Below are 15,888 nucleotides of genomic sequence, written 5' to 3' on the forward strand. Positions count from 1 at the left end.
ACCCCACATGCGGCTTGAAGGAAAAACAGCAATCGTCACCGGCGGCGCGTCGGGGTTCGGCGCAGGAATTGCGCGCAAGTTTGTGGCCGAAGGCGCCAACGTCATGATCGCAGATCTGAACATGGCAGATGACTTGGTGGCAGAGCTTGGCCAAAACGCCCGCGCGGTAGAGGCCAACGTCGCCCAAGACGCCAGCGTTCAAGCCATGGTGCAAGCCACGCTCGACGCCTTCGGGCGCATCGACATCCTGATCAACAACGCAGGCACCACGCACCTGCCGACCCCGATGGAAGACGTCTCTGAAGACGACTTCGACAAGGTCTTCGCGGTCAACTGCAAATCCGTCTACCTGACCGCCAAACACCTCGTCCCACTGCTCAAGAAACAGGGCAGCGGTGCCATCCTCAACGTCGCTTCCACCGCAGGCGTCAGCCCGCGCCCGCGGCTGAACTGGTACAACGCCTCCAAAGGCTGGATGAACACCGCGACCAAGGCCATGGCGGTGGAACTGGCCCCTGAAGGCGTCCGCGTCAACGCGATCAACCCCGTGGCGGGCGAAACGCCCTTGCTCAAGAGTTTCATGGGCGAAGACACGCCGGAAATTCGTGCCAAGTTCCTGTCCACCATCCCGCTGGGCCGCTTCTCCACGCCCGAGGACATGGCAAACGCTGCCTGCTTTCTCTGCTCGGAGGAGGCGTCGATGATCACCGGTGTCTGCATGGAAGTCGATGGTGGGCGTTGCATCTGATGAAGGCCGGTCCGCGAAATCTGATCACCGATGTGGCGGGCCTGAAGGTCGGCCATGCGCAGGACGACGCCCTGAAATCCGGCGTCACGGTCTTGACGGCAGGCTCGCCTTTCATAGCGTCGGTCCATGTCATGGGCGGCGCACCTGGCACGCGGGAAACGGACCTGCTCGACCCCGACAAATCCGTCGAAGCCGTCGACGCGCTGGTCCTCTCCGGCGGCTCCGCTTTCGGGCTGGACGCAGCCTCCGGCGTGGTGTCAGGCCTGCGCGAACAGGGGCGTGGCTTCGCGGTCGGCGACGTACGCGTGCCGATCGTCCCCGCTGCGATCATCTTCGATTTGCTCAATGGCGGGCGCAATGACTGGGGCGAGAACCCCTACGCCAAGCTGGGCCGCACAGCACTCGACAACGCAACAGGAGATTTCGCTTTGGGGTCGGTCGGCGCTGGCACAGGTGCGACCTCCGCCACCTACAAGGGCGGACTGGGTTCCGCCTCCATCATCCTTGACGATGGCGTCACCGTCGCCGCTTTGGTCGTTGCCAATCCCATCGGCTCGGTCGTCACGCCCAAGGGAAAATTCTGGGCCGCGCAGTCTGAAATCGACGCCGAATTCGGCGGTCTTGGAGGTGACCCCGCTTCTTACGGCGCGGTCAGGCTGCCCTTGAAAACCGACGCGGGCGAGGGCGCGAACACCACCATCGCCATCGTCGCCACCGATGCCAAACTGACCAAACCGCAAGCCAAACGCATGGCCGTCGCCGCTCATGACGGCATGGCGCGGGCCATTGTGCCGTCGCACACACCAATGGACGGCGACTTGATTTTCGCGGTCTCTGCAGGCGACAAGCAAGGCGACCCACTGAGGATCGGCCACGCCGCCGCGACCTGCCTTGCCCGCGCCATCGCCCGCGCGATCTTTGAGGCGACCCCCGCCGAGAACGACCCACAGCCCTGCTTCAACCCCTAAACATAAGCGCTTTTCCCAAAGCCGTTTTCCGTGCCACAATGTTGGCACCTACACATCAAGGATGATACCATGACCAAGGGCGCCGCTCTATTCGACCTCACAGGCAAGCGCGCGCTTGTTACCGGTTCCTCTCAGGGCATCGGCTACGCCTTGGCCCAAGGGTTGAAGGATGCAGGCGCCGAGATCATTCTGAACGGCCGCGACGAGGCCAAACTCGGCGCCGCCGCCAAGGCGCTCGACACGCCGCATACGCTGGCATTCGACGCGACTGATCACGAGGCCGTTCGCAAGGCGGTGGACGAGTTCGAGGCCGATACCGGCCCCATCGACATCCTGATCAACAACGCAGGGATGCAGCACCGGACAGAACTGGAAAACTTCCCCGCCGACGCGTTCGAGAAGCTGCTGCAAACCAACATCGCCTCGGTCTTTCATGTCGGCCAAGCCGTCGCGCGCCACATGATCGCTCGCGGCGCAGGCAAGATCATCAACATCGCCTCGGTTCAAACCGCACTGGCCCGCCCCGGCATCGCGCCCTACACCGCGACCAAGGGCGCGGTGGGCAACCTGACCAAGGGCATGGCGACCGACTGGGCCAAGCACGGACTGCAATGCAACGCCATCGCGCCGGGTTATTTCGACACCCCGCTGAACGCCGCGCTGGTCGCCGACGCCGACTTCTCGGCGTGGCTGGAAAAGCGCACCCCCGCAGGCCGCTGGGGAAATGTGGACGAGCTGGTGGGCGCGGCGGTATTCCTGTCCTCGCCCGCGTCCAGCTTTGTGAACGGGCATATCCTTTATGTCGACGGCGGCATCACGGCGTCACTCTAGATGCTGAAAGCCATCGTCATGGGCGTTGCGGGATCGGGGAAATCCTCGGTCGGGCATGCAGTGGCGGGTCGCTTGGGTGCGCATTATTTCGACGGAGATGACCTGCACCCGCAAAGCAATATCGAAAAGATGGCCGCAGGCACACCGCTCGACGACTCTGACCGCGCGCCGTGGCTCGACAAGGTGGGCGCGGCGTTGATGCAAGCCGGCGGCCCGACGCTGATCGGTTGCTCCGCTCTCAAACGCAGCTACCGCGACCGCATCCGCGCCGCATGTCCACAAGCCCGCTTCGTCCACCTCATCGGCAACCGCGCGGTGATCGAAGCCCGCATGTCCGCCCGCACTGGACACTTCATGCCTGTCAGCCTGCTCGACAGCCAGTTCGCGACGCTGGAACCGTTGCAAGCTGACGAGGCAGGCTTCGCCATCGACATAGCGCAGGACTTCGACGCCGTGGTGCAGCAAGTGGTCGCCTGTTTCTGACCGTCAGATAGCCCCGTGCACACGAGATGGCGCACGCTAAGGTCTTCCAATCAGGAGGTTTTTCTCATGTGAGAAAATCGTGAAGAACTTGGTGAACCTCGTGGCAACTCGTTAGCTTTGTCTTCAGAACAAGCAGCGAGGTCTTGGTGGCCGACAAACTCAAAATTTCATTGTTCGGGCCTTGCGACGTGCGCATCGAAGGCACCGACGGGATCGAAATCAAGGGCGCAAAGCACAGGGCGCTGTTCGCGCTTCTGGCAACGGCACCTCTGGGGCGACGTACCCGATCCTATCTGGAGCGGACGTTGTGGGGCCCGTATTGCTATGATGATGGACGCCAGAATTTGCGTCGAGCGCTGTCCGATCTGCGTAACATTTTGGGCTCAAACTTTGACCGCTTTATCAAATGCACCAACAGCGATATCGAACTGGACTTGTCGTCCGTTCACTTTTCGGGCGCACCGGGGAACGGGGCGTTCATGGAAGGTATCGGCATTGATGTCGCGGGTTTTCAAAACTGGGTCGCTGCGATGCGGGCAAACGAAAGCCAGATTGCGGCTTTGTATCGTACATCACCACGTTCGGCGCTTGGACGCCCCTTGCCGCGTGTCACTGCAATGCCGTTTCAGCGGGTATTGGGGGACAAGAACCTGTGGGTACTGGGCGACTGGCTGGCAGAAGAAATCTGCCGCTCGCTGTCGCGCTCCAATCTTCTGTCCGTCATTTCCCATCTGTCGAGCCGTGCCTTGGCAACAAGCACGACCAGCACCCTTGATGTCCGCCAAAAGCTTGGCGTTGATTATTTCATCACCGGCTCGATCCGCGAAATGGGAGGGCGGATCGTCGTAGACATGGATTTCGTCGACGCGCGCGATGGCAATATCCTATGGACGCGGCAGATCGCCGGACCCCCGGCGAATTTCTGGGATGCTATGACCAGCGGGCTTGACGATGTCGTGCGCGCGATTGGCCGCTCTATCGCCGACGAGGCCATTACCTATATAAACGACCGCCCTTTGCCCGAGCTTGAAGATCATCACCTGCTTATCGGGGGCGTGTCGCTGATGCACAGCTTGACGTTCCGCGACTTCGCCAGGTCCCGCGCCTATTTGGAAGAGGCGGTGTCTCGTACGCCCATGGCCGCGGAAACACATGCGTGGCTGGCAAGGTGGTATGTTTTATGCGTGTTCAACGGCTGGACAACGGATAGGGCGGGCGACACCCAAAAAGCGCTGGATGCGACATCGAGGGCGCTTGATATCAACCCCGACAGCTCCTTCTCTTTGGTGATTGACGGGATTGCGCTTAACAATCTGCCGCCGCAAATGGGGGTTGCCAGCCAGCGCTATGACAGCGCGATTGGCATCAACCCGAGCGAAAGCCTGTCATGGCTTTTGCGTGCGGCGCTTCTGGCGTTTCAGGACGAAGGTGCGGGCGCGGTAACTGCGGCACTGAAAGCCCGCGGATTGTCGCCAATTGATCCGTTCAGATATTATTTTGATAGCCTGTCTAGCACCGCGTTTCTGGCCGCCGAAGACTACGATCACGCCTTGAAGCTTGCGAACGAGTCATTGGCATACAATGACCGGCATCTTTCCACGCTACGCGCAAAAATTACCGCACTGCATTTTTTGGGCCGTGGTGAAGAAGCCCGTGCTACTGCTGGAGAGCTGATGCGCAGGTCTCCAGGGTTTAATCTTGATGCTTACAAGGCGGCCCATCCCGTCGCCAAAGCAGATCTGGGTCGCAAAGTCATTGCAGCTCTGATCGCTGCGGGAATTCCCTAGCGTGCGTTCCGGCTTAACGCAGCAATTGGTAGTACAGGCTTTGAGGTCTCTACCTGGTCGACGCCCTACTTGTGCCGCCCGAACTCGTGACTTCCCCCCGAGGCAGGCCTCAGCTACACATGGCGCATGACGTGGAATATTCCTAATATCCTGACGCTTCTGCGTCTTCTGGCGGCCCCGGGCGTGGCTGTCATGTTCTTGTATTTCCAGCGGCCATGGGCCGACTGGTTCGCGCTGATCCTGTTCGTGACAGCGGCGCTGACAGACTGGATTGACGGCTACCTCGCCCGCGCATGGAAGCAGGAAAGCAAGTTCGGCGCGATGCTTGACCCGATCGCCGACAAGGCGATGGTGATCATCGCATTGCTGGTCATCACCGGCTTTTCCGGCATGAACCCGTGGGTGCTGTTGCCGTCGACACTGATCCTGTTCCGCGAGGTGTTCGTCTCCGGCTTGCGTGAATTCCTCGGCGACACGGCTGGCCTGTTGAAAGTGACCAATCTGGCGAAGTGGAAAACCACCGCGCAAATGACGGCCATCGCGGTGCTGTTCGCCACCGGTCTATTTGAGCATGAATTCCTGGACCGCACCTCCGGCATGGACAACGAAACGCTGGATGCCATCATGTCGGGTGCGGCCGAAGACCCGCTTGGCCTGACATGGTTCGCAGGTGCTGCAGAGATCACCTTCAACATCGGCGCCGTCCTGCTCTGGGCGGCGGCACTGCTCACTTTGATCACCGGATGGGATTACCTGCGCAAGGCGATGCCATTCCTACGAGAGGAGGCTAATCAATGATCGACGTTCTCTATTTCGCGTGGGTGCGCGAACGTATCGGCATCCCGAAAGAAAAGCTGGAGACCACCGCCACCACGGTGATGGATCTGGTCGAGGAACTCCGCGCGCGCGAGGAACGCTACGCGCTGGCGTTCTCCGACCTTTCGTCGCTCAGGGTCGCGGTGGATCAGGACCTGTCCGATTTCGACGCTCCCTTGAACGGTGCCCGCGAAGTGGCGTTCTTCCCACCGATGACAGGCGGCTAACTCATGCGCGTGCTGGTTCAGGAAGCCCTGTTCGACGCGGGGGCGGAACTCAATGCCTTCGCCAAGGGCGACACCGATATCGGTGCGGTGGTCAGCTTTACAGGTGTGACCCGCGATGTCTCGGGCGGTCTCAGCCGTATGCAGATAGAGCATTACCCCGGCATGACCGAACGCGCCCTCACGCAAATCTGCGAAGAGGCGCAGACACGCTGGAGCTTGGCAGATGTGCTGGTGATCCACCGCTTCGGCACCATGGAGCCGGGTGACAACATCATGATGGTCGCCACCGCGTCGCGGCACCGCGCGGACGCCTTCGCCGCGGCAGAGTTCCTGATGGACTACCTGAAATCCCGCGCGCCGTTCTGGAAGAAGGAAATCACCGCCGACGGGTCGGAATGGGTTGCCGCAAAAGACAGTGACGAGGATGCGCTCGATCGCTGGGACTAGCGCGTTTCCCGCTTCATCTTGGCAAAAATATTCCCGCCGGAGGCCCCGTCAGGCGCCTTGGTTGGCCCGCTCGATATAGCCGCGCAGCTCTTCCGCCTCATGGCGCGCGTCGCGCAACCCGTCCATCGCCGCCCTCAACTCCGCTTCGGTCTGTGATAGCTGATTGGTCAGCTCTGCCTCACGCTGTTGCAGGTAGGTGATCGCCTGATCGCGGGTTTCTTCCGCGTCGTGCAGGGCTTTGGCCATCTCATCCAGCTCCGCGACATCTGCTGTAGTCACGCGGCTGAACCGTTGCACCAGCCAGCAGGTGAACCAGCCGACACAGAACGCCAGAAACAGGATGAATGCGGTGGCGATGATGAATTCTGATCTATTCACTTGGTGTCTCGGTTTCTGCTTCAGTTGTGTCGCCCTCAGGCTCGTCTGTGGCCGCCGCACGGGCGTCTGTCAACAGCTTGAACTCGATGCGGCGGTTGGCTTCCCGCCCGTCAGCGGTGTCGTTGTCGGCTATCGGGTCAGACTCGCCATACCCCTTGGAGGAGATGTTGCTCGTCAGAACTCTACGAGCTAGCAATGCCGCCCGCACCGCATCTGCGCGTTGTTGGCTCAGGGCCGTATTCATTTCTTCGCGGCCTTGGCTATCGGTGTAGCCGCCAATCTCCATCTTCACACGTTCGCATTGCTTTGCAATCTCCGCGATCCGGTCAACCGTGCGACCTGCGGTCTCTGTAATCTCCGAGGATGACGGATCGAACACAATCTTGGCCGAGTTCAGGATCGAGTTGATCCGTGCCACGCATTCTTCGGGCGTCGGCAGGTCCAGGGTTGTATCCAGCATCTCGTCATACCGCACATTGACCTCGAAATTCTCCGAGTCGCCTAACTTGTCCGCAAGCTTTCTGGAGATGGTATCCGAAGCCGATTGATCACCGCTAACGCCGCGAATTTCGACATAGTCTTTCTGAACGACAGCGCTGCCGTTTTCCAAACTTGCCAATGCCTCAAGCGCTGCCAACACACGTACTGGCCAGCTTTCCGGAAGCGTGGAATCGTCGCGCGTTGCCAAATAGACCTTGTCGCTGCCGAACTGCGCGCGCGCGAAAGATCCGACGATCTGTTCGACATTGTCATCAGGCAGCCTGCCACGAAGCTGCACCAGACCTTCCGGGCTTCGGGTTGCGACGAACTCTATCGCGGCTTCGGCGCCGGTGCCGTCTACGACGACTTTCTCCGGCAACACAGCGTGCAGCGAGAACACTTCGGGCAGCGCCGCATCGACTTCACCAACCACGCGATCAAAGGTGCCTTGGCCGGTCGTATCAAGTGCTACCATCGTAATGTCGGCATCTGAAAACGTCAAAGATCCACCGCCAACGTCTTTAAGGCCCGCAATCGCGACCTCGACAGCTTTGGCCCAATTGGGGGATGGGACACCCAGCCCGATGGCGCATTCCGGCTTCTCGATGCGGCCTGCGGCGCTGGCTGCAAGAAGAATACGGCGCTTGGTTTCCTCGGTATCAGCGGAGCAGGCGTCGAAGGCGGCCACACCTTCCGCATCCAGTGTGAACCGAAGGGTGAACGGCGTGATGACCGGTCGCGGCGCAGAAATGTTCAGAGCAAGGCGCACCCCGTTTGGCGCGCTACGGGCCAGTTGCGATTCAATGCGCCGCTTGTTGTCGGGGCTGTCGGAAATGGCCGTGATTTCGATCAGGTCGGCGGACACGGATATTTTCGAGCGTTCCAGATCGCGCAACGCTTTGATCGAATATGCCAGTGCCGGCTCCCAATTGGCGGGCACGGGATAATTGGCGGTTTCGAGAAGGTCGGTAATCTCGGACCCTTCTGCCAGATCACGCAGCTGGTCGGCGATACTATCGCCTTCCTCAGTAGGTGGGATCAGCCCGATCAACGAGATACCTTCGCCATTGCGAAGCATCTCGACCGAGAAACGCGGCGCTTCGATTTTTTCGCGCGCCTTCACATCCATATTGTCGACGATCCGGTCGGGATCAATCACCGCACCAACGGCAGAAACAACGCGAAAACGGGTGGCCTCGTCAGGGGCTTCCCCGCCCAAGGCAACAAGCAGCCCGTCTGTGGTGACAGTTGTCCAATCGTGCTCCCCGTCGATCAGCTTGGAGGTCACAACCTCCGCAGACCGGGTCTCCACCAGTCCGGCCGAAACCCACGCACCCCCAACGGACAGGGCGGCAGCAAAGCAAAAAGCAGCAATTGTCTTTAGTCTCATACGGTTCGTCTACCATTGAAGGTGCGGCAAGGCACTCATACCGTCTAAAGGGGACGGCTGGGTTGTTCAATCACAGCAACGCCGCAGCGGCAAGAAACAGCGCACAAACTAGACCCGCGTCGCGATTGGACCGGAACAAGCGCATGCAGACGGTCCAGTCCTCGGTATCCAGCCGGCGCAACTGCCAGACCATATGCCATCCGAAGGCCCACGCCCCCGAAAGGGCAAGCGTCAAAGCCATAATATTTGCATCAGGAACCAGCGCCACGATGATGGCGATGGCCATCAACAGGACCGACATCGCCATGAACAGGCGCAACCACCAAACAGAGTCCTCGCCAAACAGCCGGGCGGTTGACTTGATCCCGATCAGCGCGTCGTCTTCTTTGTCTTGGTGGGCGTAAATCGTGTCGTAAAACAGCGTCCACGAGATACCGGCAAGGTACAAAATCACCGGAGCAGCACTCAAAGAGCCCGTATGCGCCGTCCATGCCAGCAACGCCCCCCAGTTAAACGCGAGTCCCAGAAACACCTGCGGCCACCATGTGAACCGCTTGGCAAACGGGTAAATCGCGACTGGCAGCAGCGCCAGAATGCCCAGCACAATGGCTGCGGTGTTGAAGGTCAGCAAAATGAAGAAGGACACCAATGCCTGCACAGCCATCCAGATCACGGCGCCTTTGACCGTTACCTGCCCCGAGGGCAGCGGTCGCGACTTGGTGCGCGCAACCTGTGCATCAAGATCACGGTCGCTGATGTCGTTCCACGTACATCCCGCGCCGCGCATTAAAAAAGCGCCCAAGGCGCAGCCCACGATGATCCACAGGTCAAACCACGCCAATCCAGCAGGGTCGGCGGCCGCCGCCAACAAGACACCCCACCAGCACGGCAGCAGCAACAGCCACGTCCCGATAGGCCGGTCAGCGCGGCTCAGTCGCAGGTAGGGACGGGTCACGGCGGGGGCCCAAGTGTCGACCCAGTTCTGATCGACAGCATCAATCACTTGGCCCTCTGGCGTTTGGCGTGTCTCGCTCATATGTTCAGCCCCATGGAACGCGCAAAAATCAGGTTGTTTGTAGAGCAGGCGTTGGGGCAGGGCAATTCCGTCCCGATGACGCAGCCGCAGGCGAATTATCTCTTCAACGTCATGCGCCTTGGCGTGGGCGACGTGGTGGCCTTGTTCAACGGACAGGACGGCGAATGGACGTGCCGCGTGGTAGACGCCGCCAAGCGCCGCGGCATGGTGGTCTGCGAGGCGCAAACCCTGCCCCTGCAAACGCCCCCCGACCTGTGGCTCTTGTTTGCGCCGATTAAAAAGGCGCGCACGGATTTCATCGTGGAAAAAGCCGCCGAAATGGGCGCGGCCAGGATATTCCCCGTAAACACCGACTACACAAACTCCGACCGCATCCGGCAGGATAAGCTGCAAGCCCACGCTATCGAGGCGGCCGAGCAATGCGGCGGCACTTACGTACCGGAGGTGGCGAATATCCAGAAGCTATCGGCCATGTTGGACACATGGCCCGAAGACCGCCACTTGCTGTTCTGCGACGAATCCATGGCGGGGGAGCCATCCCGCTTGAATGAGCTGCCACAAGGCCCGTGGGCGCTCGTCATCGGCCCCGAAGGCGGGTTCTCGGAACGTGAACGCGACACCTTGCGCAATCATCCCCAGAGCCACGCCATCAGCCTCGGTCCGCGCATCCTGCGCGCCGATACCGCCGCCGTAGCGGCGCTGGCCTTGTGGCAAGCAGCACTGGGCGACTGGTAATGCTCAAGCCGGATCTGCGACTTCATCTGTTCTTCACCACGGAAAATGAAACGGCGGTCATTCTCATACGCACTGCGCGGCAACTTTACCGTCTGGTGCTTTGGCACCGCGACACCGATACGTTTCAAGATGGCCAATGGCTCAAGGCTGAAGTCTACGCTGATAGTTGCTCCCTTACCCCCGACGGGCGGCACTTCATGTTCTCCGTCAATACCCATTGGGCCAGAGGGAAGTATCGCGACGGCTACACAGTTATCTCGCATCCGCCATATTTCACAGCACTGCCAGTCTCTAACGCGCGGTATTGTTGGACGAGTTGGGGCCGCTTCCTCGGCAACGCTCTTTTTGAGGTTGGCAATCGTCACCATCTCAACAAACCGCTTTGGGCGGGGCAAGAAATGCAGCCGGTCACGCGGGGCGAGGTCACCAAGGACTGCCGCACGGGTCTGCGTCTGCTCAATGGCCAGCCCGCGCCGCTCACCAAAGCCGTGCGTGACACCTTGCTCGACGGCACCGCCCCGCCGGACACAAAGCCGCTGGACCGCTATGACACGATGAACGGATGTCTGCATCGCAGGAACGCGGACGGCTCGCTTACACTCATTCGCGATTTTCATGGCATGGAGTTCGAGCCCATCGTCGCACCCTATGACGTTCGCCCCGCCGCAAGCGCGGACGAAACCGCATGGCATCCGCTGGATGGAGACCTGAAATGATCCGTCCTGAAATCCACGACCTGTTTTGGCGCTATTTCGAGCTGCTGATCGGCGCTGCTATCATTGTGATGGGTGTGATGATCTTCAACCTGCATGGTCTGCTGTGGCAGGGGATCGGCGCGATGTTCGTCGTGGCGGGTCTCGCCTATTTATGGACTGCGTGGCGGCGCGTGCGGCTCACGTCAAAAACCCATGACGGCCCCGGCGTGGTGGAAGTGGACGAGCGCCAAATCACCTATTTCGCTCCCCTTGGTGGCGGTGCCGTGTCGATTAACGACCTCGCCCGCGTGACGATCCTGACCGACGACCGAGGCCCCTTTGCCGAAGACGTCCATTGGCTGCTGGAGGAAAACGGTGGCTCACGTTTGTTGATCCCGAACTCCGCCGAGGGGGCGGCACAACTGTACGATGCGCTAGCGCCATTGAAGGGCGTGGATTTCGAAGCCGCGATCCGCGCCATGGGGTCGTCGACCCCTGACAGCTTTGTGATCTGGGCCAAAGAGCCGGCTCGCCTGCATTGACATCCCCCGCAAATCGCCTCACCCCTAGACGTTAAACCATTTAGGCGGAGCCTCCGACATGTCCATTCCTCAATCCGGCGGCGGCCTGATCACCGACCATTCCCAACTTGCGCAATTGCTGGCCGACGGCTGCAAGCCCAAGGAAGACTGGCGCATCGGCACAGAGCACGAGAAATTCGGCTACTGCCAAGACACCCATAAACCGCTGCCATACGAGGGCGACCGATCCATCAACGCCGTCCTATCCGGCCTGCGTGACCGCTTTGGCTGGGCACCTGTTGAGGAGGGCGGATACCTGATTGGCCTGACCAAAGACGGTGCGAATGTATCGCTGGAACCTGGCGGCGCGCTTGAGCTGTCCGGTGCCCCGCTGGAAACCGTCCACCAGACCTGCGACGAGGTGAACTCCCATCTGGCGGAGGTAAAATCCGTCTCCGACGAGATTGGCGTCAAGTTTATCGGCCTTGGGGCCGCGCCGGAATGGAGCCATGAGGAAATGCCCCTCATGCCCAAGGGCCGCTACAAGTTGATGAACAACTACATGGAAAAAGTCGGCACCATGGGCACCGCCATGATGCGCCGTACCTGTACCGTGCAGGTAAATCTCGATTTCGGATCCGAAGCGGACATGGTTCAGAAAATGCGCGTCGCCTTGGCATTGCAGCCCGTGGCGACGGCCTTGTTTGCGAACTCGCCGTTCTTTGAAGGCAAGCTCAACGGCCACAAATCATGGCGCTCCCGCATCTGGCGCGCGCTGGATGACGATCGCACTGGCATGCTGCCCTTCGTCTTCGACGAGGGCATGGGCTTTGAGGCATGGGTGCAATGGGTGCTCGATGTGCCAATGTATTTCGTCTACCGCGACGGTAAGTATATCGACGCTTTGGGCATGTCCTTCCGTGACTTCCTGAAAGGTGAATTGCCAGCGCTTCCGGGCGAAAAGCCGCTGCTGTCCGACTGGGCCGACCATCTGACGACGGTATTCCCTGAAGCCCGCGTCAAGCAGTTCATCGAAATGCGCGGCGCTGATGGCGGCCCATGGCGCCGCCTATGTGCCCTCCCTGCGTTCTGGACCGGCCTGTGTTACGATCAAACCGCGCTCGACGCCGCATGGGACGTCGTCAAAGGTTGGGACGCCGAAACCCGCGAGGCATGGCGCGTCGCGGCCTCCGTCGATGGCTTGGCGGCAGAAGTGAACGGCATGAAAATGATCGACCTCGCCCGCGAGGTGGTGGATATCTCGGAATCCGGCCTGAAAGCCCGCGCTAAACCGGGCGCTGGCGGCTTGGTGCCGGACGAGACGCATTTCTTGAACGCGTTGAAGGAAAGTATCGAGACGGGCCAAACCCCTGCGGATGAGTTACTGGCCAAGTATCACGGCGAATGGGACGGTAACCTCAGCCGCATCTACGACGAATACAGCTACTAATCGTCGTCCCGCACCAACGGCACGCGGGAGCGGCCATAGGTCAGCCCCTCCGGCTTGGCGCGGCCCAACGGGTCGTCGCCATACCCGTTTGGGCCTTGGTCACCCGGCAAAACTGCAAGGATCAGCAGGGCAAGCTGGCCAAAAGGCACGAACCCCAGCAGCATCAGCCACGCGGTCAGCCCTTTGTCATGCAGCCGCCGTGCCATCACGGCGAGGGATGCGGGAAACAGGCCCAGCAGGAAGACCGCAGGCGGCCAAAGCACATCTTCTCCGGATTCCACCGAGAGAATGGTGTAGGTGGTGGTGGCTAGCAGGCCCCCAAAGAAGATCACGAAAAACCACCAGAATTCCGACCGCGCGGCACGCCCGCGCCACCGAAAGCTCTTTGACAGGCAGGAGCGGAGGGCTGCGAGCGGTCCCATCAACTTTTCTTTAACTGGATTTTCTTCTCGGTGCCGTTCAAAATCCGGCGAATATTGCCCGCGTGGCGCATCCAGATCAGCACCCCCAGCAACGCCGCCAGCATCACATAACTTGGCAGGCCCATGAAGTGCAGCCAAAGCGGCATCAACGCCGCTGCGGCCAACGCGGCAAGCGACGAAATCCGAAACGCCAGCGCGAAGGCCAGCCATGTCAGGCAGGCCGCCAACCCCGCGAAAAACGATAGCACCAGCAGGGTGCCAAGATAGGTCGCCACACCTTTACCGCCATTGAAATTCAGCCAAACGGGGAAGATGTGGCCGATGAATGCCGCCAGCCCCGCCAGTTGTGCCGCGTCCTCGCCCACGAAGAACCGTGCCAGCAGGACCGCGATGCCGCCCTTGCCCGCGTCCAGCAACAACGTCGCCAAGGCGGCGCTTTTGGAGCCGGTGCGCAGCACGTTTGTGGCCCCGATATTGCCCGATCCGATCTGGCGCAGGTCGCCGAGGCCCATGGCCTTGGCAATGACCAACCCGAAGGGGATGGAGCCGAGCAGGTAGGACGCGACGGCGACGAAAATCAGAAGGTAGGGGGCGGTAATGATCTCAGGCACGGGCATACACCTCCGTGCCGCCAACAAAGGTCCGCAGCACGCGGCCTTGCATCCGTTGTCCGTCAAACGGGGTGTTTTTGGACTTGGAGCGCAAGGTTTCGCGGTCCATGACGAACGGCGCATCGGGGTCGAATAGCACCAGATCTGCAGGCGCACCGACGCTGAGCCGGCCACCTTCCAGCCCTAACCGCTTGGCGGGGTTCAGCGACAGCGCGCGCCACAGCGTCGGTAGGTCCACAGCGCCCACATGCAGCAAACGCATGGCGGCTGGCAGCAGGGTTTCCAAGGCCACCGCGCCGGACGCGGCTTCCTCGTAGGGCAGGCGCTTGCTTTCTTCGTCCTGCGGTGTGTGCATGGAGCAGATCACGTCGATCAACCCGCTGGCCACGGCCTCGACCATCGCCACGCGGTCATCCTCGGATCGCAGCGGCGGCTTGACCTTGAAGAAGGTGCGGTAGTCGCCCACGTCCAGATCGTTCAGCGTCAGGTGATGGATCGACACGCCCGCCGTGACGTCGAGGCCCGCCGCCTTGGCGCGTTCCAGAACGGGCAGGGCCACGGCGGTGGAGACCTGGTCCGCGTGGTAGCGCACGCCGGTCATTTCCACCAAAGCCAAGTCGCGCTCCAGCCCCATACGCTCCGCCATGGGCGACACGGCTGGCAGCCCGCGAAGGGAGGCAAATTTGCCAGAGGTCACGGCGCTGCCCTTCGATAGATTAGGGTCTTGCGGGTGCCCCATCACCAACGCGCCAAGCGAGCGGGCGTAGGTCATCGCACGGCTCAGAACTTTGTTGTCGGACACGACGTTGTCCCCGTCGGAAAACGCCACCGCACCGGCATCCATCAGGAAGCCCATTTCGACCATCTCGCGCCCCGCGCGGGCTTTGGTTAGCGACGCCATGGGCGCGATGCGGACAGGGGCCATCTCGGCACCGCGGCGTTTGCTGAATTCCAGCGTCTCGGGGGTGTCGATGGTGGGGATGGTGTCGGGGCGGGTGACCATGGTGGTGACGCCGCCTGCGGCTGCTGCCAGACCTGCGGTGCGGAAGCTTTCCTTGTGCCGCTCTCCGGGCTCACAGACCTTCACGCCGATGTCGACAATGCCGGGGGCGAGGACTTTCCCGCCACAGTCGATCCGGTTCCCCTCGGGGAACCTTTTGTCATTCAGGTCAATATCTTGCGGTAATATTTCGTTAATCCGCCCGTCCTTGACGAGCAGGGAGCCAAGAGTCAGCGTTCCGGCCTCGGGGTCGATCAGTCGCGCGTTGGTAAAAAGCAGGTCAGCCATCAAAGCCCCGTGTAATAAAAGTACATGATTGCGGCGGCCGAAACCATCGCTGCCAACGCGATCAATGCCAGTCGCGCCCCAAATCCACGCCCTTGCTTCGCATCGGCTGCGGGGCCCTCGAGCAAACCTTTGGCGGCGTCGCTGACCAGCGGAGTAAACTTCGGCGCGGGGGCGCGGCCTTCGGTGAGGGTGGCGACCAGCTTGGCGTTTTCAGTTAGCTTCAACAGCACAGGTTTTTTCTCAAACGCGGCGCTGCGGACCAGTATCAACGCGGATGTCGTATGTGGAATTTTCGACATGTTGACGGTTTCCGGTGCGATGTCATAGCCCTCGACCAGCAGGCGTCTCAGTTCATCTTCGGATAGCTCGCCCGCGTTTAGGCTCTGCATTTCTTGTGGGTCCAGACTTGTGCCCCCCAAGGCGCGTTCCAAGTATTCACTGTCGCCCTTCAACGAATAGGGGAGCGCCACGTCGTCCGTAACTTGGAATACACGAAGTAAACCGGTTTCGTGTTTCGATATCTCAAGTGGATTGTCCATTGGTCAGCCCCCCAGCCAGATCATGAGACCCGTGAA

The 15,888-nt window shown here is 60.8% G+C and carries 19 protein-coding genes; 12 read left to right on the top strand and 7 right to left on the bottom strand.

Going from position 1 to position 15,888, the window contains the following annotated elements:
* Positions 1-7 precede the first annotated feature (7 nt).
* From BDE40_RS13910 to BDE40_RS13945, 8 genes are all read left to right on the top strand, one after another.
* Positions 8-748, top strand: a complete 741-nt coding sequence (locus BDE40_RS13910) for an SDR family oxidoreductase (RefSeq protein WP_134015484.1) — start codon at positions 8-10, stop codon at positions 746-748.
* The gene (locus BDE40_RS13915; protein WP_134015486.1) at positions 748-1,716 is read left to right on the top strand and encodes a P1 family peptidase; all 969 of its coding nucleotides are present in this window, start codon (positions 748-750) and stop codon (positions 1,714-1,716) included. Before BDE40_RS13910 ends, BDE40_RS13915 begins: the two co-directional genes overlap by 1 nt.
* A gap of 69 nt (positions 1,717-1,785) precedes the next feature.
* Positions 1,786-2,547: an SDR family oxidoreductase gene (locus tag BDE40_RS13920; RefSeq protein WP_134015488.1), complete on the top strand. Its 762-nt coding sequence runs from the start codon at positions 1,786-1,788 to the stop codon at positions 2,545-2,547.
* Positions 2,548-3,030: a gluconokinase gene (locus BDE40_RS13925; protein WP_134015490.1), complete on the top strand. Its 483-nt coding sequence runs from the start codon at positions 2,548-2,550 to the stop codon at positions 3,028-3,030. It abuts the gene before it with no gap.
* 146 nt (positions 3,031-3,176) lie between these two features.
* Positions 3,177-4,817, top strand: coding sequence for a hypothetical protein (locus BDE40_RS13930; protein WP_211342436.1), 1,641 nt, complete (start codon positions 3,177-3,179; stop codon positions 4,815-4,817).
* 126 nt (positions 4,818-4,943) lie between these two features.
* The gene (gene pgsA / locus BDE40_RS13935; RefSeq protein WP_134015494.1) at positions 4,944-5,615 is read left to right on the top strand and encodes a CDP-diacylglycerol--glycerol-3-phosphate 3-phosphatidyltransferase; all 672 of its coding nucleotides are present in this window, start codon (positions 4,944-4,946) and stop codon (positions 5,613-5,615) included.
* Positions 5,612-5,860 (top strand): molybdopterin converting factor subunit 1, encoded by a 249-nt coding sequence (moaD, locus tag BDE40_RS13940; RefSeq protein WP_134015496.1) that lies wholly within the window; start codon positions 5,612-5,614, stop codon positions 5,858-5,860. Before pgsA ends, moaD begins: the two co-directional genes overlap by 4 nt.
* Before the next feature lie 3 nt (positions 5,861-5,863).
* Positions 5,864-6,307: a molybdenum cofactor biosynthesis protein MoaE gene (locus tag BDE40_RS13945; RefSeq protein WP_134015498.1), complete on the top strand. Its 444-nt coding sequence runs from the start codon at positions 5,864-5,866 to the stop codon at positions 6,305-6,307.
* Between the two features lie 48 nt (positions 6,308-6,355).
* Here the strand turns inward: BDE40_RS13945 and BDE40_RS13950 are convergent, their stop codons facing one another.
* From BDE40_RS13950 to ubiA, 3 genes are all read right to left on the bottom strand, one after another.
* Positions 6,356-6,685, bottom strand: a complete 330-nt coding sequence (locus tag BDE40_RS13950; RefSeq protein ID WP_073145018.1) for a hypothetical protein — start codon at positions 6,683-6,685, stop codon at positions 6,356-6,358.
* Entirely contained in the window at positions 6,678-8,555 is a 1,878-nt protein-coding gene (locus tag BDE40_RS13955) for an OmpA family protein (RefSeq protein WP_134015500.1), read from the bottom strand. Before BDE40_RS13955 ends, BDE40_RS13950 begins: the two co-directional genes overlap by 8 nt.
* A 70-nt stretch (positions 8,556-8,625) precedes the next feature.
* Positions 8,626-9,591, bottom strand: a complete 966-nt coding sequence (gene ubiA, locus BDE40_RS13960) for a 4-hydroxybenzoate octaprenyltransferase (protein ID WP_134015502.1) — start codon at positions 9,589-9,591, stop codon at positions 8,626-8,628.
* Positions 9,592-9,603: 12 nt separating this feature from the next.
* Between ubiA and BDE40_RS13965 the strand changes: the two genes are divergently transcribed.
* Genes BDE40_RS13965 through BDE40_RS13980 form a run of 4 tightly spaced genes read left to right on the top strand, consistent with a single transcriptional unit; the run spans position 9,604 to position 12,992 of the window.
* Positions 9,604-10,326, top strand: coding sequence for a 16S rRNA (uracil(1498)-N(3))-methyltransferase (locus BDE40_RS13965; protein ID WP_134015504.1), 723 nt, complete (start codon positions 9,604-9,606; stop codon positions 10,324-10,326).
* Positions 10,326-11,042 carry a hypothetical protein gene (locus tag BDE40_RS13970; RefSeq protein WP_134015506.1) on the top strand — a complete coding sequence of 239 codons (717 nt, stop codon included), beginning with the start codon at positions 10,326-10,328 and terminating at the stop codon, positions 11,040-11,042. The genes BDE40_RS13965 and BDE40_RS13970 overlap by 1 nt, the downstream gene beginning before the upstream one ends.
* A complete protein-coding gene (locus BDE40_RS13975; RefSeq protein WP_134015508.1) occupies positions 11,039-11,563 on the top strand; it encodes a hypothetical protein in 525 nt (174 codons plus the stop codon). Before BDE40_RS13970 ends, BDE40_RS13975 begins: the two co-directional genes overlap by 4 nt.
* A gap of 58 nt (positions 11,564-11,621) precedes the next feature.
* Positions 11,622-12,992, top strand: a complete 1,371-nt coding sequence (locus tag BDE40_RS13980) for a glutamate--cysteine ligase (RefSeq protein WP_134015510.1) — start codon at positions 11,622-11,624, stop codon at positions 12,990-12,992.
* Here the strand turns inward: BDE40_RS13980 and BDE40_RS13985 are convergent.
* The 4 genes from BDE40_RS13985 to BDE40_RS14000 are packed head-to-tail and all read right to left on the bottom strand — an operon-like array spanning position 12,989 to position 15,852.
* Positions 12,989-13,414 carry a DUF805 domain-containing protein gene (locus BDE40_RS13985; protein WP_134015512.1) on the bottom strand — a complete coding sequence of 142 codons (426 nt, stop codon included), beginning with the start codon at positions 13,412-13,414 and terminating at the stop codon, positions 12,989-12,991. The genes BDE40_RS13980 and BDE40_RS13985 overlap by 4 nt on opposite strands.
* Positions 13,414-14,025: a glycerol-3-phosphate 1-O-acyltransferase PlsY gene (plsY, locus tag BDE40_RS13990; protein WP_425462400.1), complete on the bottom strand. Its 612-nt coding sequence runs from the start codon at positions 14,023-14,025 to the stop codon at positions 13,414-13,416. Before plsY ends, BDE40_RS13985 begins: the two co-directional genes overlap by 1 nt.
* Positions 14,018-15,313, bottom strand: a complete 1,296-nt coding sequence (pyrC, locus tag BDE40_RS13995; RefSeq protein WP_134015516.1) for a dihydroorotase — start codon at positions 15,311-15,313, stop codon at positions 14,018-14,020. Before pyrC ends, plsY begins: the two co-directional genes overlap by 8 nt.
* Complete coding sequence (locus BDE40_RS14000; RefSeq protein WP_134015518.1) at positions 15,313-15,852, bottom strand: hypothetical protein; 540 nt, start codon at positions 15,850-15,852, stop codon at positions 15,313-15,315. Before BDE40_RS14000 ends, pyrC begins: the two co-directional genes overlap by 1 nt.
* Positions 15,853-15,888 lie beyond the last annotated feature (36 nt).

The organism is Litoreibacter halocynthiae (assembly GCF_004365635.1).
GTDB classification, from domain to species: domain Bacteria; phylum Pseudomonadota; class Alphaproteobacteria; order Rhodobacterales; family Rhodobacteraceae; genus Litoreibacter; species Litoreibacter halocynthiae.